The sequence below is a fragment of the Streptomyces sp. NPDC001381 genome (assembly GCF_042895685.1).
In the GTDB taxonomy this organism is placed as follows: domain Bacteria; phylum Actinomycetota; class Actinomycetes; order Streptomycetales; family Streptomycetaceae; genus Streptomyces.
The window spans coordinates 783,528-800,946 of the sequence record NZ_JBIAWO010000002.1 but is presented as its reverse complement, the minus strand read 5'-3'; the positions used below and the strand labels follow the sequence as shown (position 1 = coordinate 800,946).

The window sequence follows — 17,419 nt, the reverse complement described above, 5'->3', positions numbered from 1 at the left end:
GCCGGACGGTGGGTCGTCAGGCCCTGCGAGCTGGCGCGCCGGGCGTGACCCGCCGGTCGCCGGTCCTCACGGCGCCCCGGTCACTCCGCGAAGGCGCGGGCCACGGCCAGGCTGTCCTCGTAGACGTGGTGACGGACGACGAGCCCGCCGGCGACGGTGAGGTGCAGGGCGAATGCGGCCCGGTAGGGGCGCCCGGTGGGTGCGGCGGTCTGGCGGATCTCGCCCAGCACCACGGCGTCGGCGCCGTCGACGAGGACGCGCTCGACCCGGGTGTCCCCCTCTGCGAGCGTGTGGTGGGCTGCCAGGGCCCGGTAATGGTCGGCCGCGTCGGCCCGGGTGGCGCGGTGCCGGATCCAGGGCGTCCCGGCGCGGCCGTGTTCGTCCTCGGGCCAGGACAGCCGCCAGTCGGCGCCGTCGGCGTACAGCTCGGCGATCCGCTCGGGGTCGCCCTCGGCGATACGGCGCAGCAGCTCCTCGACGACGGCGCGGGTGCCGGTGTCGGTGCCGGGGGCGGGGTGCGTGCCGGATTCAGTCGTCCTCGTCATGGGGCCGAGTCTGCCGAAGGGAGGCACGCGGCACGATTACGCGCGAGGTAAGGGCGTACCCGAGAGGGTGGCCCGGTACGGATGAAACACCGGGACACCGGTGTTGAAGGACCCAGCCGGCCGACCGACGACGTGACGACCGACGACGTGACGAAGGGAACGGATGCCATGCCTCTCGAAGGCGAGTACGAGCCCAGCCCGACCGACTGGGTGCGCGAGCAGGTGGAGTTGTACGAGAGCTCCGGCGGCACCGAGGGCACCACGCTGAGGGAGACGGGGCTGCCGGTGATCCTGCTGACCACGCGGGGGGCGAAGAGCGGGAAGCTCCGCAAGACGCCCCTCATGCGGGTCGAGCACCAGGGGCGGTACGCCCTGGTCGCCTCCCAGGGCGGCGCGCCTCGGCACCCCGTCTGGTACCACAACCTCAAGGCCGACCCGCACGTGGAGCTCCAGGACGGCCCACGCAAGCAGGACATGACGGTCCGTGAGGTGACCGGTGCTGAGAAGGCCGAATGGTGGGAGCGTGCCGTCGCCGCGTTCGCGCCGTACGCCGACTACCAGAAGAAGACCGACCGGGAGATTCCGCTGTTCGTCGCGGAGCCGGCCGCGGGCTGAGCCGCCCGGAACCGGCTTCCCGGCAGCCCCCTCTCGGCAGGGCCCGTAGAAAAATCTGCGGGGGGAGCGCATGAACGAGCCCGCACCGGGCAATCGAACGTCAGGCCCCGCCGCGCTCCCCCGTCGCGGCGGGGCTTTCCCGTGCCTCACGCGCGAGGCGGTCGGTGACATCGATGAAGATCTCGCCCGCCTCCGGGATCGCGTGGGCGACCGCACGCTTGATCCGGACGGCGACCTCTTCGACCCGCTCGCTGTCCATGCCGGGCACCAGGTCCACGCGGCCCGCGACCAGCACCGTGTCCAGGCCCATCTTCATCGTGAAGACCGCCTCCACGCTGTCGATCTCCGGTTGGGTCGCCAGCAGTTCCCGGATCCGGTCCGAGGTCTCGGGGTCGGCGGCCTCGCCGATGAGCTGGTCACGGGCCTCCCGGCCGAGGCGGTAGGCGACGTAGACGAGCAGCGCGCCGATCGCGAGTGAGGCGGACGCCTCCCACACGACGTCCCCCGTCACCATGTGCAGCACCATGCCGGCCGCGGCCAGGGTGACCCCGAGCACGGCCGTGCCGTCCTCGGCGACGACGGTGCGCAGGGCCGGGTCGCGCAGCCGCGCGGTGCCGCCCTGCCCGCGCACCTGGTGCAGGGCGCGCAGGAGGGAGGCGCCCTCGGCGAGGAAGGCGACGCCGAGGACGATCAGGCCCGCCACATAGCCGCTGAGCTTCTCTTCGGCGCCGGCCCTGAGCGCTTCGACGCCCTGGAAGAAGGAGAAGCAGCCGCCCATGACGAAGATCCCGACGGCGGCGAGCAGCGACCAGAAGAAGCGTTCCTTGCCGTAACCGAAGGGATGGCGGCGGTCGGCGGGGCGGCGGCTGCGGCGCAGCGCGGCCAGCAGGAAGACCTCGTTGAGGCTGTCGGCCACGGAGTGCGCGGCCTCCGACAGCAGCGCGGGAGAGCCCGCGAGCAGTCCGCCGACCGCCTTGGCGGCGGCGATGACGAGATTGGCGGCCAGTGCCACCAGAACAGTGAGGCGTGTCCTCTGGTCGGCATGCGTGTTCGATGATGTCCCGCTCATCCGGGCCGAATGCCCGGGCAGGTCGGGATCACACCGTGCCGTCGGCCGAAAACGGGGAACGCGTTCAGCAGAACGGGGCGCGAGCGCCGGCGCGCACGGGCCCCGTTCCGGCAGGAACCCGCGAGAACCAGGAGGATCCATGAGCGGCGGGGGCGACGGCAACAGCGCCTACGGGCACCGGCGGTTCCAGCGGTCCAAGAGCCACTTCGCGGACCGCGTCACCGCGGACGGCCGGGACGGCTGGCCGGTGGAGGCGGGCCGTTACCGTCTGGTGGTCAGCCGTGCCTGCCCCTGGGCGAGCCGGGCGGTGATCTCCCGGCGGCTGCTCGGCCTCGAGGACGCGCTGTCGATGGCGATCGCCGATCCGATCCAGGACGACCGCAGCTGGCGTTTCACCCTCGACCCGGACGACCGCGACCCGGTCCTCGGCATCCGCCACCTCAGCGAGGCCTACGACAGGCGGGAGACCGGCTACCCGGGCGGGGTCAGCGTGCCGGCGATCGTGGACGTGCCCAGCGGCGAGCTGGTGACGAACGACTACCAGCGGATCACCCTCGACCTGGCCACCGAGTGGCGGGCCCTGCACCGTCCCGGGGCGCCCGACCTCTACCCGGAGGAGTTGCGCGACGAGATCGACACGGTGATGGCCGAGGTGTACACGGACGTGAACAACGGGGTGTACCGGGCCGGGTTCGCCAGTGAGCAGGAGGAGTACGAGGAGGCCTGCGCGGCCGTCTTCCGGCGGCTGGAACTGCTGACGCCGCGGCTCGCGCGGCAGCGCTATCTGGTCGGCGACACGATCACCGAGGCCGACATCCGGCTGTTCACCACGCTGGTCCGTTTCGACGCCGTCTACCACGGCCACTTCAAGTGCAACCGCTGGAAGCTGACGGAGAACCAGGTGCTGTGGGCGTACGCCCGCGATCTCTACCAGACGCCCGGTTTCGGTGACACCGTCGACTTCGACCACATCAAACGGCACTACTACCAGGTGCACGACGGCATCAATCCGACGAGGATCGTCCCCGTGGGACCTGACCTGGCCGGCTGGCTCACCCCGCACGACCGCGAGCGGCTGGGCGGCCGCCCGTTCGGGGACGGCACGCCGCCGGGACCGGTGCCCGCGGGCGAGGAGGTCCCGCCGCAGGGGCGGCCCTGATCCCACCCCGGTCCTGATCATTCGGTGCGGCCCCCTGGACATCCCTCGGCGGCCGGATGGACACATCTCAAGGAGAACCCCGTGGCCAAGAAAAGGAAGCTCCCTCTCGTCTACCAGCCCGTCGGCTTCATCTTCGGCTGGGCGAGCGGCGCGCTGGCCGGGCTCGCCTTCCGCAAGGCGTGGAAGGCGATCCGGCACGAGGACAACGCGCCCGACGCCCTGGACCGCGAGCGCGGCTGGACCGAGGTCGTACTGGCCGCGGCGCTCCAGGGCGCGATCTTCGCCGCGGCCCGCAGCGCCGCCGACCGCACGGGCGCGAAAGCCATCGAACGGTCCACGGGGGTGTGGCCGGCAAAGGAGAAGGGGGGCCGCGACTGAGCCCCCCGGGTCCCGGGAGACCCTTCCTCGGGGCCTCCCGGGGCCCCGCAGCCATTCACCTCGCCCCGACGCCAACCGGGACACCCCCTGGGGCCTCCCTTGGGCCTCCTCTGGAAGGTCCTTGAGGCATCCGGGGGCACTCCCTCGGGCCCTCGCCCAGGCCGCCCGCCGAGGCACACCCCCGACGCCTCCCGGGCACACCCCCTGGGGCCCCGCTTGAGCGACTCACTGAGGCACGCCCTCGGCGCCTCTCGGGGACGGGCCTCTCTTGGGCCCTCCTCAGCCAGGCACTCGAGGCCTCCCGGGAACACTCCCACGGAGCCCTCGCCCAGGCCGCCCGCCGAGGCACGGTCCTCCCGGGGACACTTCCTGGGGTCCTCTCCCGGGCCCTCCCGGGACACTTCCTGGGGCCCCCTCAGGCAGGTCCTCGAGGCCCCCAGGGCGCTGCCCGCGTGCCTCTCTCGGGAGCTCCGCCGGGGCGCATCCTTGAGGGCTCCCCAGGGCACCTCCCGGGGAGGCCGCCCGGGCGCAATTGCCGGGCACCCGCCGAAGGGCCTCCCCGGGCGGGTGCCCAACGGCCGCTTGGAAGGGGTCTGCTTCCGGGGGCCTCCCGGTCTTGAGGTCCGCGTTCACGCGACGTTCTCTCCGGGAGGTCCGCTGGGGCCGGGAAGGAAGTCTCCGGAAGCCCGGCGGAAAGCTCCTTCTCCGGCGCCGATACCTGGGCCCCCCGTCACGGGGACCCTCCCCGGAAGGCGTTTGGGTGAGCCCTCCGGTGGCGGCACGCCCCGTGGAACCCCCGTTCGTCACCCCTGCTTCGGTGCGGTGGACGGGGTGCGGCGGAGGGTGAAGGAGTGGCCCGCGGGGTCGGCGTAGCCGCGTTCCTCGTGGGGGCCCGCGGCGCCCTTCGTGTCCACGGGCCGGCCGCCCAGGCCCACGACCCTGCGTTCCGCCTCGTCGAGGTCGTCGACGAGGAAGTCGAGGTGGGCCTGGAGGGAGTTCTCGGGGCGGGGCCAGCTCGGCGGGGTGGCGTTGGCGTCGCGCCGGAAGGCCAGACGGGTGCCGTCGCCGCTCCTGATCTCGACACGGTTGGCGGTCACGTCGGTCTCCTCGGCCTCCAGGAGCCCCTTGTAGAACTCGGCGAGCTTCTCGGGCTCGGCGCAGTCGAGCACCACGACGCCCGCTTTCACCAGTGCCATGTCTTCTCCTCCACGAGGTCCGTGGCGGGCCGCTCCCGCCCCGGACCTTGCGGATACCCCGGTTTCAGTCGGCCAGCAGCCACTCCCCGTCCCGCATCACGTCGATCGCCTCGGCCTCATCGCGCGCCCGCCAGGCCTGGATCCGCTGCGGGTGGATGCGGAAGTACAGGTGGGGCGCGGCGAGTTCACGGGGGTCGAAGCCGGTCTTGCCCGCGAAGATCTCGGCGTCCTCCTCGGGCAGGTCGGCCGGCGGGACGGCCACGGCGGCGCCCTCGATCATGACCACGTCGTCGGCCGGGCCGACGGCGAGGCGTGCGACGCCGTGGTCCCGCAGGCCGCGGCCGGTGGGGGTGGTGGTCGCGGTGGCGGTCAGCAGGACGGCGCCGTCCCAGACGAAGGAGAGCGGGGCCAGGAGGGGCACCTCGCCGTCCCCGCCGGCCGTGGCGACCCATACGTCGACGTCGTGCTCCAGCCGGTGAAGCGTGTCGTGCTTGCACTGCTTGGCGGTGCGTGCCGCTGCTCGGGTCATGCCTCCAGTGTCGCCACCACCGCCCCGCCCGCACCCCGGTGCCGGCGAGGGAGGCGAGCGTCCGCCGGAGTCCGCCGCGGCGCGGGACTGGACTTCCTGGACAGGTGTCCCGCTATAGTGGACACCTGTCCAGGAAGTTGAGGGAGATCATGGAGATAGTGGCGAACGTACTGGTCGGGCTGGTGGCCGCGTTGCACGGGTACATCCTGGTGATGGAGATGTTCCTGTGGCAGAAGAAACCGGGGATGGGCTTCCACGGCTTCGACGCGGAACTGGCGAAGCGGACCGCCCCGATGGCCGCCAACCAGGGGCTCTACAACGGGTTTCTGGCGGCGGGGCTGGTGTGGGGGCTGGTGGCGGATGATCCGACCGGGTTCCGGGCGCAGGTGTTCTTCCTGTCGTGTGTGATCGTCGCGGGGGTGTACGGCGCCGTCACCGCCAACCGGCGGATCCTGGTGGCGCAGGCCCTCCCGGGCGCGCTCGCCCTGGCCGCCGTCCTGATCGCGCAGTGAGCCGCGCCGAGCCCGGGGATCCGCGGGCGGCCCGCACCCGGGCGCGGCTGCGGGCCGCGCTGCTGGCGGAGTGTGCCGAGCGGCCGCTGGAGGAGGTCGGCGTGGCGGCGCTGGTGCGGCGGGCCGGTGTCGGGCGGGCCACCTTCTACGTGCACTATCCCGACCTGGAGGCCCTCGCCGTCGACGCCTGCGCCGACGTCGTGCGCGAGGCGGTGGAGGCGCTGCACGCCTGGCAGGGGCGGCCGGACCCGGTGCGGGCGCCCGCCGCGCTCGCGGGGTTCTTCGCCTCGCTGACCCCGCACGCCCGGCTCTACCGCACCCTGCTGGCCCCGGGCGGCGGCGGCCCGCTCGGCCGGGTGCTGCACCGGGACCTGCGGGCGTACAGCCTGCGCGAACGCGAGCGGGCCGGCGCGGCGGACGCCCCCCTGGTCGCCTCCGCCGTCGCCGCGACCTTCGCGGGCGTGCTGGCCGACTGGCTGCACGGCGACCTGGCCGGCACGCCCTCCGAGATCGCCGACCAGGTCTGGCAGTTGCTGGTCGCGCTGCACGCCAGCCGCTGACCGGCGGCCCTCACGCGCAGGCCACCATGTCCTTCGCCAGCGGCCAGGCCTCCACGCCGTCGGGCGTGCGGACGTAGGCCGTCGTGCGCTCGCCGGTCAGCCACAACTGCCAGTCCCGGTAGCGGTATCCGGTGTCGTGCGCACCGTCGGGCATGCGGACGTCGCCGTCGTACGGGGCGGTGAGGAGCTCGCCCGGGAGCACGCCGTCGGGGTCGCGGACGTACTGCCGGTGGCCCTCGCCCCGGCCCATCCCCAGGAAGTGCGCCGTCTGCCAGTCGCAGTGCTCCGCGCCGGCGTAGCTGCTCAGTGTCGTGGTCGGGACCCGCTGTCCGTTGCGGTCGGTCCAGATCTCCTCGTCGCCGGAGTCGGTGACGCTCGCCGGGAGTTCGGCGGGATCGCAGGAGGCGTAGGTCTCCGGGCCCCAACCCGGCCTGTCCTTCTGGTCCTTGGCGACCACGACCGCCACCTTGGTCCGGCCGTCGACGTCGTACGAGTACAGGACGCGGTCGGTCTCCTCGCGCTCCACGCGGAACTCCGAGCGGGGGCCTCCCGGCTCGAACATGTGGAAGTAGAGCCTCAGCCCGTCTTCCGGTGTCGCGCCGCCGTCGCCCCTCCCCCAGCCGTCGGGCCCGCCGCCCCAGGAGATCTCGCCGTCGCACTCCAGCGCCCGGCCCGCGGCGCCCGAGGCGAGCAGCATGGCCTCCGGGGTGTCCTCGTCCACCTCCTCGGTCGCGAGGTGGAGCGGACCGCTGTACGGCGTCGCCGCGGGCCCGTAGTCGATGATCAGGTCCCCGTCGTCGCCGGCGCCGCATCCCACGACAGCCGCCAGTGCGGCCGTCACCGCGACGAGCCCTCCGCGCATGTCCGCCCCCATTCACGATCGTTCCCGCGCCACTTCGACGCCGCGGCGGCCCGAAACGTTCGGCGTACCGTCAGCGGGTCTCCTGGAACGTCCTGCGGTACGTCTGCGGGGAGACCCCGATCGCCGCGCGCAGATGCTGGCGCAGCGAGGCGCCGGTGGCGAAGCCGACGCGGCCGGCGATCTGGTCCACGGACAGGTCACTGGCCTCCAGCAGATGCCGGGCGTGCACCACCCGCTGCTGGATCAGCCAGCGGCCGGGGCTGAGGCCGACCTCGTCGTGGAAGCGGCGGGCGAAGGTGCGCAGGCTCATCCGGGCGTGCGCGGCGAGGTCGGCGAGGGTGAGGGGTTCACCCAGGCGCTCCAGGGCCCAGGCCCGGGTGGCCGCCGTGCCGGCCGCGCCGGCCTCGGGCACCGGCTGTTCGATGTACTGCGCCTGGCCGCCGTCGCGGAACGGGGGGACCACACAGCGGCGGGCCACCTTGTTGGCGAGTTCGCTGCCGTGGTCCTTGCGGACGAGGTGCAGGCAGACGTCGACGCCGGAGGCGGCGCCGGCCGAGGTCAGCACCCGGTCGTCGTCCACGAAGAGGACGTCCGGGTCGAGCTCGACCCGGGGGTACATCCGGCGGAACCTCTCCGCGACGTGCCAGTGGGTGGTGGCCCGGCGGCCGTCGAGCAGTCCGGCGGCGGCGAGGACGAAGGCCGCCGTGCAGATGGAGACGATCCGGGCGTCGGGGCGGATCCGGGCCAGGGCCTCGGCCACCCCCTCGGGCAGATGGTCCGTCACCCGCTCGGGCGCCACGGGCGCGATCACGACCGTGTCGGCCGTCTCCAGCACCTCGGGGCCGTGCTCGACGCCGATCGTGAAGTCGGCGTTCGTCCGCACCGGGGCGCCGTCGAGCGTGCAGGTGAGCACCTCGTAGTGGCCGTCGGCGGCACCGAGGATGCGGCTCGGGATGCCGAGTTCGAAGGGGTAGACGCCGTCGAGGGCGAGGACGACGACGCGGTGCTGGTGTCCCAGGGGCATGGCACGATTCTATCGAAGGTTGGCAATCATGCCATTTCCCGGCGGGGCCGTGCCCGGCACGCTGGTTCACCATGAGCACTGTGAACACGATGCGCGTCATCCGCCAGGACGTCCTCGGCGGCCCCGAGGTACTGAAGGAAGTGGAGGTGGAGCGGCCCGCGCCGCGTCCGAACGAGGTGCTGGTCCGGGTGCGCGCCGCCGGCGTCAACCCGACCGACTGGAAGCACCGCGCGACCGGCGGGTTCCTGGGCGAGCCGCCCTTCGTGCTGGGCTGGGACGTCTCCGGCGTCGTCGAGGCCGTCGGGATCGGCGTCGCCGCCTTCGTGCCCGGCGACGAGGTCTTCGGCATGCTGCCGTACCCGTTCGGCCACGGCTCCCACGCCGAGTACGTCGTCGCCCCGGTCCGTGCCCTGTGGCACAAGCCCGCCGCCCTCGACCACGTCCAGGCGGGCGCGCTGCCCCTGGTCTCACTGACCGCCTGGCAGGCGCTGGTGGAGACCGCCGCGCTCGAGGCGGGCCAACGGGTGCTGATCCACGCGGCCGCCGGGGGCGTGGGGCACGTGGCCGTGCAGCTCGCCAAGGAGCGCGGCGCGTACGTGATCGGGACGGCCAGCGCGGGCAAGCACGACTTCCTGCGCGCACTGGGCGCCGACGAGGTGATCGACTACCGGGAGACCGACTTCACCGAGGCCGTGAAGGACGTCGACGTCGTCCTGGACACCCTGGGCGGGGAGACCTCGGTGCGCTCGCTGAGCGTGGTGCGGCCGGGCGGGATCGTGGTGTCGATCCTGCCGGTGGGGACACGGGAGTTCCACGAGGAGGCCGAGCGGCTCGGGGTGCGGGCGGTGCGGATGCTGGTGGACGCCGACCGGGCCGGGATGCGGGCGATCGCCGGGCTGGCCGAGGCGGGCAGGCTGCGCGCCACGATCGCGGGGACGTTCCCGCTGGCCGATGCCGCCGAGGCGCACAGGCTCGGCGACACCGGCCGGACCACCGGCAAGCTGGTCCTGACGGTGGACTGACCTTCCACCGGACCGTACCGACCGTCCGTCAGCTGATACTGACCGGCCGTCAGAAGGTCAGGACCGGCTTGATGGTCTTGCCCGAGGTCATGTCCTGGACCGCCTGGCCGATGTCCTCGAAGGCATAGGTGCCGATCAGGCGGTCCAGCGGGAGCCGCCCTTCCTTGACCAGCTCGACCAGGGCCGGGATGAAGGTCTGCGTCTCGCTGTCGCCGAGGGTGAGACCGACGACCCGCTTGCCGCCGAGCAACCCGTTGACGTCCAGGGCGACTTCGCTGCCGAACGGCGGGGCGCCCACCACGACCAGCGTGCCGCGGGCGGCGAGCGCGTCCACGCCCTGACGCAGGACGGCCGTGCTGCCCGTGGTCTCCACGATGCCGTCGGCGCCCCGGCCGCCGGTGATCTCGGCGATGGCCTCACCGAGCGCGGACTGTCCGGCGTCGACGGTGTGGGTGGCGCCCAACTCCGCAGCCAGTGCGAGGCGTTCGGTTACCCGGTCGACGGCGATGATCGTGGTGGCCGGGGTGAGGGCGGCGGCCATGACCGCCGACAGGCCGACGGCTCCGGCGCCCAGGACGACGACCGTGCCGCCGGTCGTGGGCTTCAGCACGTTCCAGACGGCGCCGACACCCGTCTGCACACCGCAGCCCAGCGGGGCGATCGACGCCAGCGGCACGTCGGGGTCGACCTTGACCAGGCTGCGCTCGTCGACCAGGGCGCGCTCGGCGAAGGAGGACTGCCCGAAGAAGTGGCCGCCGAGGGGTTCGCCGTCGCGGCTGAGGGTGCTGGTGCCGTCGGCGCGGCGGCCGCCGAGGAGGTTCAGCGGCAGCCAGGTGGCGCAGTAGGCGGGGTGGCCGCCGTGGCAGTTGCGGCACTCGCCGCAGGAGGTGAAGGACAGCACGACATGGTCGCCGGGGGCCACGCCGGTGACGGCCGGGCCGACCGCCTCCACGACGCCCGCGCCCTCGTGGCCGAGGACGCCGGGCAGCGGGAAGGGCAGTCCGCCGCTCGCCACGCCGAGGTCGGTGTGGCACAGACCGGCCGCCACCAGCCGGACGACCGCCTCGTGCGGGCCGGGCTCGTCGAGGACGACCTCGGAGAGGGTGAAGGGCGCTCCGGCGGACTCGACGACGGCGGCGCGTGTGGTGATGGACATCGGTTGGACTCCCTGGGTTCCGCGGGCGCGTTCTGCAGAGTGGTGCGGGCGCGTTCAGTCGAGCGAGACGACGACGGACTTGACCTTGGTGTAGGAGGCGAGCGCCTCGGGGCCGTACTCGCGGCCGAATCCGGAGTCCTTCACCCCGCCGAAGGGGACGGCCGGGTCGAGCATCGCCCAGTCGTTGACCCAGACGATGCCGGCCTGGAGGCGGTCGGCGACGCGGTGGGCGCGCGCGAGGTTGCCGGTCTGGACGCCCGAGGCCAGGCCGTACGGCGTGGAGTTGGCGAGGGCGACGGCCTCGTCCTCGGAGTCGAAGGGCTGCACGGTGAGGACCGGGCCGAAGATCTCCTCCTGGACGACCCGGGAGTCGTTGGGCAGGTCGGCGATGACGGTGGGCTTGTAGTAGTAGCCGCCGTCGAGGTCGAGCCGCTCACCGCCGCAGACGACGCGGCCGCCCTCCTTGCGGGCGAGGTCGACGTACTCCTCGACCTTGCGCAGGTGCTTCTCCCCCGCCATCGGGCCGACGACGGTCTCCACCGCCCGGGGGTCGCCGACGGGGACGCCGGGGACCGCCTCGCCGAGGATGTTCAGCAGGGTGCTGTAGACCGGCCGGGCGACCAGCAGGCGGGGGCCGCCCATGCAGAACTGGCCGGTGTTGAAGACGAAGCCCTTGATGACCGCGCCCACGGCCTTCTCCAGGTCGGCGTCCTCGAAGACGATGTGGGCCGCGTTGCCGCCGAGCTCCATGGTGACCGGCTTGAGGTTCTCGCCGGCGACGCTCGCGGCGTGCCGGCCGATCGCGGTGGAGCCGGTGAAGGCGATCTTGTCGACGCCGGGGTGGCGCAGCAGGGCCTCCCCGGCGACCGGGCCGCTGCCGGTGACGACGTTGACGACACCGTCGGGGACGCCGGCCCGCTGGAGCAGGCCCGCCATGTACAGAGCGCTCAGCGGGGTCTCGTCGGCCGGCTTGTGCACGACCGTGTTGCCGGTGGCGAGGGCCGGGGCGATCTTCGAACCGGCCAGGATCAGCGGGAAGTTGAACGGGGTGATGGCGGCGACGACACCGATCGGCCCGCGCCGGGTGTAGGCGAGGGCGTTCAGGGGGGTGTCGCGGTTGCCGCCCTCCAGGGAGAAGGCGAGCGTGGCGTAGTACTCGTAGTCGTTGGCGGCGTTGGTGACGTCGACCGCGTGGGCCAGGGTGATCGGCTTGCCGACGTCCAGGCTCTCCAGTCGGGCGATCTCGTCGGCCTCCTCGCGGATCAGCTGCGCCACGCGCAGCAGGATGCGGCCGCGCTCGCGGCCGCTGAGCCCGGACCACCTGCCGGAGTCGAAGGCCTCGCGGGCGGCCCGCACCGCGGCGTCCACGTCGGCGGCACCCGCCTCCGCGACGGTGGTGACGACCGCGCCCCGGGAGGGGTCGACCACCTCGGTCCGCGCTCCGTCCGCGGCCTCGCGCCACTGTCCCCCGATGAACAGCCGACCGGGGTCGGTCTCGAAGGTGGTCATCGCCACTCCTCAGCATCGTCGCCAAGATTTCAACCAACAGGATTCCTGTTGGTCCGCAGTCTCTTTACGGACAGGTTTCCTGTCAATGGTCTACGCTCGGACTCATGGCCGGCACCCAGACGACCCAGGCAGCGGCACCCGCGCGTCCGCCGCACAAGGCACCCCCGTCCCTGCTCTACATGGTGAAGCAGGTGGAGCTCGTCGTGCGATCCCGGCTGGACGAACTCGTCAAGCCGTCCGGAATCACCGCCCTGCAGTACACGGCGCTCACCGTCCTGGAGCGGCACGACGGGCTGTCCGCCGCCCAGCTGGCCCGGGACTCCTTCGTGACCGCCCAGTCCATCGCCGATCTGGTGCGCTCCCTGGAGAACCGCGGGCTGATCCGCCGGGAGCGCAATCCGCGCAACCGGCGCGAACTGCTGATCCTGCTCACCGAGGAGGGGCGCACACTGCTGGAGCAGTGCGCGGGGCCGGTGCGGGAGCTGGAGGAGCGGATGGTGCGGGAGCTCACGGCGCACCAGACGGAGCAGTTCCGCGCCGCCCTCTCCAAGGCGTGGCACGCCCTGTCGTAACCTGTCTCGCACCCCTTCGCTCACGACGCGAAAAAACTCGATCGAGACACGCCCGCAATTCGAAGACATATGTCAATCGAACATGCTGAAATTCACTCCAACGGGGGTACCTTGCTGGGGCGGGGAACTGCTGCGCGCTCCCCCGCCGTTGGAGGCTCCCGACCGGTGGAGCGGGTTGGAGGCGATGTCGTCGTGCAGCAGGAACCCGCCGCGGACACCCCGCATCTGCGTGTCCGGCAGGAGCGGGGATACACGGTGCTGGAGTTCCGCGGCGAGATCGACATCGTCGCGGCGACGGAGATCGGCCCACGGCTCGACGAGGCGACCACCGGACCCGCACCACGGGTCGTCCTCGACCTGTCGCGGATCGAGTTCTTCGACTGCTCCGGTCTGCGCCTGCTGTACCGGGCCCGGGGCCGGGTGCTCGGCCAGGGCGGCCACCTCCACCTGGTCTGCACGCACCCGCTGACCCTGCGCATCCTGCGGGCCACCGGACTGCACAAGCTGCTGCCGCCCTCGACGACGCTGGACGCGGCCCTGGGACAGCCCGAGGCCACGTCCGGCTCGTTATGACCGCGCCGCTCCCCTCCGCAGCGGCGCTACTCGACGATCTTCGTGACCTGCCCGGCACCGACCGTCCGCCCGCCCTCGCGGATGGCGAACTTCAGCCCCTCCTCCATCGCGATCGGCTGGATCAGCTCCACGAGCATGGTGGTGTTGTCGCCCGGCATGACCATCTCGGTGCCCTCCGGCAGGGTCACCACGCCCGTCACGTCCGTGGTGCGGAAGTAGAACTGGGGGCGGTAGTTCTGGAAGAACGGCGTGTGCCGGCCGCCCTCGTCCTTGGACAGGATGTACGCCCTCGCCTCGAACCGCGTGTGCGGGGTGACCGAGCCCGGCTTGATCACCACCTGGCCGCGCTCCACCTCCTCCCGCTTGATCCCGCGCAGCAGCAGGCCCACGTTCTCCCCGGCCCGGCCCTCGTCGAGGAGCTTGCGGAACATCTCCACGCCCGTGACCGTCGTCTTCGTCTTCTGCCGGTGGATGCCGACGATCTCCACCTCGCTGTTGACCCGGAGCGTGCCGCGTTCGATCCGGCCGGTGACGACGGTTCCGCGCCCGGTGATGGTGAAGACGTCCTCGATCGGCATCAGGAACGGCCGGTCCACGTCCCGCTGAGGCTCCGGCACCGCCTCGTCGACCGCGTCCAGCAGGTCCAGCACCGACCGCGTCCACCGCGGGTCGCCCTCCAGCGCCCGGAGCGCGGAGACCCGTACCACCGGCACCTCGTCGCCGGGGAACTCGTACTCGCTGAGCAGTTCACGGACCTCCAGCTCGACCAGCTCCAGGATCTCCTCGTCGTCGACCATGTCCGTCTTGTTGAGGGCCACGACGATGTACGGGACCCCCACCTGCCGGGCCAGCAGCACATGCTCCTTGGTCTGCGGCATCGGGCCGTCGGTGGCGGCGACGACCAGGATCGCGCCGTCCATCTGGGCCGCGCCGGTGATCATGTTCTTGATGTAGTCGGCGTGGCCGGGGCAGTCCACGTGGGCGTAGTGCCGGCGCTCCGTCTGGTACTCCACATGGGCGATGGAGATCGTGATGCCGCGCTGCCGCTCCTCGGGCGCCTTGTCGATCTGGTCGAACGGGGTGAAGGGATTCAGCTGGGGGAACCTGTCGTGCAGCACCTTGGTGATGGCTGCCGTGAGGGTCGTCTTACCGTGGTCGATGTGCCCGATGGTGCCGATGTTGACGTGTGGTTTCGTCCGCTCGAACTTCGCCTTCGCCACTGCGGGCCCTCCCTGGTCACATGGGTGACGACATGCGCGTTTCCACTCCTTCCTGTCTATTCGCTGCGGGCCGCGTCGAACAGGGCGCTGACGGACTCACCGTTGTGAATCCGGCGCACGGCCTCCGCCAGGGCGGGCGCGATGGACAGGATCCGCAGCTTGTGGGTGTGCTCCTCGGCGGGCACCGGCACGGTGTTGGTGCAGACGATCTCCAGGACGTCGGGCTGCTCGCTGAGCCTCTTCAGGGCGCCCGCCGCGAACAGCCCGTGCGTGCACGCCACCCGTATCGAGCGCGGCTCCAGCTCCCGCAGCCGGTCGAGGAGTTCGAGGACGGTACTGCCCTTGGCGATCTCGTCGTCGAGGACGATGACGTCCCGCCCGGTGACCTCGCCGATGACCGAGCTGATGCTCACCCGGTCGTCGGCGAAGCGCTGTTTGGCGCCGGCCGCCACCTGGGCGCCGATCATGCGGGCGAAGGCGGCGGCCTCCTTGGCGTTGCCGAGGTCGGGCGAGACGACGGTGGTGGAGGTGAGGTCGTAGCGGCGGAAGTGGGCGGCCAGCTCACGCAGGGCGTGCAGGTGGTCGACGGGCATCGAGAAGAAGCCGTGGACCTGCGGTGAGTGCAGGGTCATGGCGAGGACGCGGTGGACGCCGGCCGCCGCCATCAGGTCGGCGACCAGGCGCCCGCCCAGGGAGATGCGGGGCGCGTCCTTCTTGTCGGAGCGGGCGTAGGAATAGTGCGGCATGACGACGGTGATGCGGCCGGCGGACGCCCCGCGGGCCGCGTCGCACATCATCAGCAGCTCGACCAGGTGCTCCTGCACGGGCCGGACCAACGGCTGGACCAGGAAGACGTCCCGTTCCCGGCAGTTGGCCTGCAACTGCACCTCCAGGCAGTCGTTGGCGAACCTGCTGACTCGGGTGGGACTCAGAGGGACCCCGAGGTGGGCGCAGACCTCGGCGGCCAGCTCGGGGTGGGCACTGCCGCTGAACACGGAGATGTCTCGCACGATCGGCTCCTCGCTGACCATGTCCGGGCGGGGTTCTCATGCTACGGACCACGCCTCTCCCGCCCACCCGCGGCAATCCGGCCTCGGCGGCCCCGGGACGGCGTGAAACCGGTCACCGCCCGCCGGTGGCAGCGCCCCGGAGGCCGTCCCGGGACCGGCCTCCGGTTCGCCGGTCCGGCATTGCTGCGCATGGGTGAGCCCGGGCCCGGCGGCCCCCGCGTCGCGCCCCGGCGGGGCCGCGTCCGGCGTGGCCGGGCCGGCCGGCCGGGCCGCTCCTGCCGGTCCGGGGGCGCCCGCATGCCGCGCCGGACTGTCACAAGACGTCAACAGCGCGGTCTGGCAGGGGCATTGGCGGGAATCCGGTCAGGTAGGAAGGAGGGCCGTCGCCATGACGACTCCCGTCAAGAGCCTGCCGAAGCGGGTACCGGGCTGGGCCAAGGTGCTCATCTCGGTCGTGGTCGTGCTCGTCGTGATGTTCGCCGGGATCCGGCTCAGTCTGCTGCCGGGACTGCGTGACTTCTTCGGCACCGAGACCAAGGACCGTTCGGGTCCCGCCCTGCTCAAGTCCATCCAGGACATGAGCCGTTACGACGCCGCCTCCGGCAACTTCCAGGTCGTCGTGGATCTGGAGAAGGACGCCAGGTACCTCCCGGACGCGATCCGCGGCACCCGCACCCTGTACGTGGGCGCCGGCACCGTGGACGCCTATGTCGACCTCGGCAAGGTCGACGACAAGGACGTGACGGTCGACGAGGACCGTACGTCCGCCACGCTCCGGCTGCCGCACGCACGGCTCGGCACGCCGGCGCTCGACCCCGACCGCTCCTACGCGGTCTCCAAGCAGCGCGGTCTCCTCGACCGCCTCGGCGACCTCTTCTCGGACAACCCCAACGGCGAGCAGGCCGTGCAGAAGCTCGCCGTGAAGCACATCGGCGAGGCCGCGAAGGACAGCGAGCTGACCGCGCGCGCCGAGACCAACACCACCGACATGCTGGAGGGACTGCTGCACTCCCTCGGCTTCAAGGAGGTCACCGTCACCTACGGAGCCTGATCAGCCGCCGAGCGCGCCCGGCAGGGTGCGCTCTCGGCCGCATCCTCCCGCCGTACGCGGGTAACCGGCTTACATCGAAGGTAAGTTGAAGACTGGAGGACCGCGTGGCCCGCTCAGCCTCACGTCCGCTCACCGGGTTCCGCCTGCGCTTCACGAAGGGCGAGGAGCCACCCGGTCCGGCCGCAGCGGAGAAGAAGCCCGCGAAGAAGCCGGGGAGGGCACCTGGGAAGAGGAGCGGGAAGGACGAACCGGCGTCGCCCGGCCGTGGGCCGCTGCCTTTCGTCCTGCGCTTCCTGGCGATGCTGTGCGCGTTCGCCTTCATGGTGGGGTTCGCCGTGGTGCTGGCGCGGCTGACGCTGGAGCCGTCGCCCGCCTCCGCGGCGCTCGTGCACTCGAACCTGCGTCCGGGCCGCTCGCTGCGGGCCTATCTGGACCAGCCGGAGCTGCGTGACGCGGTCAAGCAGATCGGCGGGAACCTGCTGCTCGGGGTGCCGTTCGGCCTGCTGGTGCCGGTGCTCGCGCCGCAGGCGCGCGGGGTGCTGCGAGTGGTGCTGCTGACCGCGTCCGTGATGCTGCTGGTGGAGTTCGCGCAGGGGGCGCTGGTGACCGGACGCGCCTTCGACATCGACGACGTCATCCTCAACACGACAGGGGCGCTGATCGGTTACCTGCTGCTCGGACGCCGGGTGAGCCGCGCGGTGCACGCTCCCCGGCGCCGCTAGGCCCTGTCGTCACATTCCCGTCGTCGCCCGCAGGGCGGCCGTGCGGCGTCCGGTGCGTGCTCTCGGCGTGGGGGGGGGGGGGCCGCCCCCCGGGAATTTTAGACACGGGCCCTCCGCGCGACCAGGGGTAACGCG

At 72.2% G+C, this 17,419-nt stretch carries 20 protein-coding genes; 10 read left to right on the top strand and 10 right to left on the bottom strand.

The features are described 5' to 3' along the window. Positions 1–80 precede the first annotated feature (80 nt). A complete protein-coding gene (locus ACFY2L_RS10675; RefSeq protein ID WP_390822056.1) occupies positions 81–545 on the bottom strand; it encodes a nuclear transport factor 2 family protein in 465 nt (154 codons plus the stop codon). Between the two features lie 168 nt (positions 546–713). On the opposite strand from ACFY2L_RS10675, the gene ACFY2L_RS10670 reads away from it, so the two are divergent. After that, positions 714–1,160, top strand: coding sequence for a nitroreductase family deazaflavin-dependent oxidoreductase (locus ACFY2L_RS10670; protein ID WP_390656558.1), 447 nt, complete (start codon positions 714–716; stop codon positions 1,158–1,160). Positions 1,161–1,260: 100 nt separating this feature from the next. Here ACFY2L_RS10670 and ACFY2L_RS10665 read toward each other — a convergent pair whose 3' ends face one another. Further along, the gene (locus tag ACFY2L_RS10665) at positions 1,261–2,229 is read right to left on the bottom strand and encodes a cation diffusion facilitator family transporter (RefSeq protein WP_390822055.1); all 969 of its coding nucleotides are present in this window, start codon (positions 2,227–2,229) and stop codon (positions 1,261–1,263) included. A gap of 139 nt (positions 2,230–2,368) precedes the next feature. On the opposite strand from ACFY2L_RS10665, the gene ACFY2L_RS10660 reads away from it, so the two are divergent. Together ACFY2L_RS10660 and ACFY2L_RS10655 are read left to right on the top strand one after the other, a co-directional pair. After that, the gene (locus ACFY2L_RS10660) at positions 2,369–3,388 is read left to right on the top strand and encodes a glutathione S-transferase family protein (protein ID WP_390822054.1); all 1,020 of its coding nucleotides are present in this window, start codon (positions 2,369–2,371) and stop codon (positions 3,386–3,388) included. An 81-nt stretch (positions 3,389–3,469) separates the two neighbouring features. Continuing rightward, entirely contained in the window at positions 3,470–3,766 is a 297-nt protein-coding gene (locus ACFY2L_RS10655) for a DUF4235 domain-containing protein (protein WP_390656555.1), read from the top strand. An 803-nt stretch (positions 3,767–4,569) separates the two neighbouring features. Here the strand turns inward: ACFY2L_RS10655 and ACFY2L_RS10650 are convergent. Beyond that, positions 4,570–4,962 carry a VOC family protein gene (locus ACFY2L_RS10650; protein ID WP_390656554.1) on the bottom strand — a complete coding sequence of 131 codons (393 nt, stop codon included), beginning with the start codon at positions 4,960–4,962 and terminating at the stop codon, positions 4,570–4,572. A gap of 64 nt (positions 4,963–5,026) precedes the next feature. Then, positions 5,027–5,491, bottom strand: a complete 465-nt coding sequence (locus ACFY2L_RS10645; RefSeq protein ID WP_390822053.1) for a pyridoxamine 5'-phosphate oxidase family protein — start codon at positions 5,489–5,491, stop codon at positions 5,027–5,029. A gap of 149 nt (positions 5,492–5,640) precedes the next feature. Here ACFY2L_RS10645 and ACFY2L_RS10640 point away from each other — a divergent pair, with 149 nt between their 5' ends. Then, the gene (locus ACFY2L_RS10640) at positions 5,641–6,003 is read left to right on the top strand and encodes a DUF1304 domain-containing protein (protein WP_390822052.1); all 363 of its coding nucleotides are present in this window, start codon (positions 5,641–5,643) and stop codon (positions 6,001–6,003) included. Further along, positions 6,000–6,563, top strand: coding sequence for a TetR/AcrR family transcriptional regulator (locus tag ACFY2L_RS10635; RefSeq protein WP_390656551.1), 564 nt, complete (start codon positions 6,000–6,002; stop codon positions 6,561–6,563). Before ACFY2L_RS10640 ends, ACFY2L_RS10635 begins: the two co-directional genes overlap by 4 nt. Positions 6,564–6,573: 10 nt before the next feature. Here the strand turns inward: ACFY2L_RS10635 and ACFY2L_RS10630 are convergent, their stop codons facing one another. Beyond that, positions 6,574–7,425 carry a hypothetical protein gene (locus ACFY2L_RS10630; RefSeq protein WP_390822051.1) on the bottom strand — a complete coding sequence of 284 codons (852 nt, stop codon included), beginning with the start codon at positions 7,423–7,425 and terminating at the stop codon, positions 6,574–6,576. A 70-nt stretch (positions 7,426–7,495) separates the two neighbouring features. After that, positions 7,496–8,449, bottom strand: coding sequence for a GlxA family transcriptional regulator (locus ACFY2L_RS10625; protein WP_390656549.1), 954 nt, complete (start codon positions 8,447–8,449; stop codon positions 7,496–7,498). Positions 8,450–8,520: 71 nt separating this feature from the next. Between ACFY2L_RS10625 and ACFY2L_RS10620 the strand changes: the two genes are divergently transcribed. Then, entirely contained in the window at positions 8,521–9,471 is a 951-nt protein-coding gene (locus tag ACFY2L_RS10620) for an NADP-dependent oxidoreductase (protein ID WP_390656548.1), read from the top strand. A gap of 49 nt (positions 9,472–9,520) precedes the next feature. On the opposite strand, the gene ACFY2L_RS10615 is transcribed toward ACFY2L_RS10620, so the two are convergent. Continuing rightward, on the bottom strand, positions 9,521–10,627 hold the full coding sequence (locus ACFY2L_RS10615) for an NAD(P)-dependent alcohol dehydrogenase (RefSeq protein WP_390656547.1): 1,107 nt from the start codon (positions 10,625–10,627) through the stop codon (positions 9,521–9,523). A gap of 54 nt (positions 10,628–10,681) precedes the next feature. Next, positions 10,682–12,136: an aldehyde dehydrogenase family protein gene (locus tag ACFY2L_RS10610; protein ID WP_390822050.1), complete on the bottom strand. Its 1,455-nt coding sequence runs from the start codon at positions 12,134–12,136 to the stop codon at positions 10,682–10,684. Positions 12,137–12,240: 104 nt separating this feature from the next. On the opposite strand from ACFY2L_RS10610, the gene ACFY2L_RS10605 reads away from it, so the two are divergent. Next, complete coding sequence (locus ACFY2L_RS10605) at positions 12,241–12,708, top strand: MarR family winged helix-turn-helix transcriptional regulator (protein ID WP_390656545.1); 468 nt, start codon at positions 12,241–12,243, stop codon at positions 12,706–12,708. Between the two features lie 192 nt (positions 12,709–12,900). Continuing rightward, on the top strand, positions 12,901–13,281 hold the full coding sequence (locus tag ACFY2L_RS10600; RefSeq protein ID WP_390656544.1) for an anti-sigma factor antagonist: 381 nt from the start codon (positions 12,901–12,903) through the stop codon (positions 13,279–13,281). Positions 13,282–13,307: 26 nt separating this feature from the next. Here the strand turns inward: ACFY2L_RS10600 and tuf are convergent, their stop codons facing one another. Continuing rightward, positions 13,308–14,501, bottom strand: a complete 1,194-nt coding sequence (gene tuf, locus ACFY2L_RS10595) for an elongation factor Tu (RefSeq protein WP_390656543.1) — start codon at positions 14,499–14,501, stop codon at positions 13,308–13,310. Positions 14,502–14,557: 56 nt separating this feature from the next. Further along, a complete protein-coding gene (locus ACFY2L_RS10590) occupies positions 14,558–15,511 on the bottom strand; it encodes a ribose-phosphate diphosphokinase (protein WP_390656542.1) in 954 nt (317 codons plus the stop codon). A 388-nt stretch (positions 15,512–15,899) separates the two neighbouring features. On the opposite strand from ACFY2L_RS10590, the gene ACFY2L_RS10585 reads away from it, so the two are divergent. Both ACFY2L_RS10585 and ACFY2L_RS10580 read left to right on the top strand, forming a co-directional pair. Continuing rightward, on the top strand, positions 15,900–16,562 hold the full coding sequence (locus ACFY2L_RS10585; RefSeq protein ID WP_390656541.1) for a DUF4230 domain-containing protein: 663 nt from the start codon (positions 15,900–15,902) through the stop codon (positions 16,560–16,562). A 104-nt stretch (positions 16,563–16,666) separates the two neighbouring features. Then, on the top strand, positions 16,667–17,284 hold the full coding sequence (locus ACFY2L_RS10580) for a VanZ family protein (RefSeq protein WP_390656540.1): 618 nt from the start codon (positions 16,667–16,669) through the stop codon (positions 17,282–17,284). The last annotated feature ends 135 nt before the right edge of the window (positions 17,285–17,419 follow it).

Bases quoted from the DNA above. Each gene is read 5' to 3' on its own strand.
- ACFY2L_RS10605 (WP_390656545.1), top strand. From the start codon at position 12,241: ATGGCCGGCACCCAGACGACCCAGGCAGCGGCACCCGCGCGTCCGCCG.
- ACFY2L_RS10630 (WP_390822051.1), bottom strand. From the start codon at position 7,425: ATGCGCGGAGGGCTCGTCGCGGTGACGGCCGCACTGGCGGCTGTCGTG.
- ACFY2L_RS10650 (WP_390656554.1), bottom strand. From the start codon at position 4,962: ATGGCACTGGTGAAAGCGGGCGTCGTGGTGCTCGACTGCGCCGAGCCC.
- ACFY2L_RS10615 (WP_390656547.1), bottom strand. From the start codon at position 10,627: ATGTCCATCACCACACGCGCCGCCGTCGTCGAGTCCGCCGGAGCGCCC.
- ACFY2L_RS10660 (WP_390822054.1), top strand. From the start codon at position 2,369: ATGAGCGGCGGGGGCGACGGCAACAGCGCCTACGGGCACCGGCGGTTC.
- ACFY2L_RS10610 (WP_390822050.1), bottom strand. From the start codon at position 12,136: ATGACCACCTTCGAGACCGACCCCGGTCGGCTGTTCATCGGGGGACAG.
- ACFY2L_RS10665 (WP_390822055.1), bottom strand. From the start codon at position 2,229: ATGAGCGGGACATCATCGAACACGCATGCCGACCAGAGGACACGCCTC.
- ACFY2L_RS10585 (WP_390656541.1), top strand. From the start codon at position 15,900: ATGACGACTCCCGTCAAGAGCCTGCCGAAGCGGGTACCGGGCTGGGCC.
- ACFY2L_RS10645 (WP_390822053.1), bottom strand. From the start codon at position 5,491: ATGACCCGAGCAGCGGCACGCACCGCCAAGCAGTGCAAGCACGACACG.
- ACFY2L_RS10675 (WP_390822056.1), bottom strand. From the start codon at position 545: ATGACGAGGACGACTGAATCCGGCACGCACCCCGCCCCCGGCACCGAC.
- ACFY2L_RS10625 (WP_390656549.1), bottom strand. From the start codon at position 8,449: ATGCCCCTGGGACACCAGCACCGCGTCGTCGTCCTCGCCCTCGACGGC.
- ACFY2L_RS10670 (WP_390656558.1), top strand. From the start codon at position 714: ATGCCTCTCGAAGGCGAGTACGAGCCCAGCCCGACCGACTGGGTGCGC.
- ACFY2L_RS10640 (WP_390822052.1), top strand. From the start codon at position 5,641: ATGGAGATAGTGGCGAACGTACTGGTCGGGCTGGTGGCCGCGTTGCAC.
- ACFY2L_RS10620 (WP_390656548.1), top strand. From the start codon at position 8,521: ATGAGCACTGTGAACACGATGCGCGTCATCCGCCAGGACGTCCTCGGC.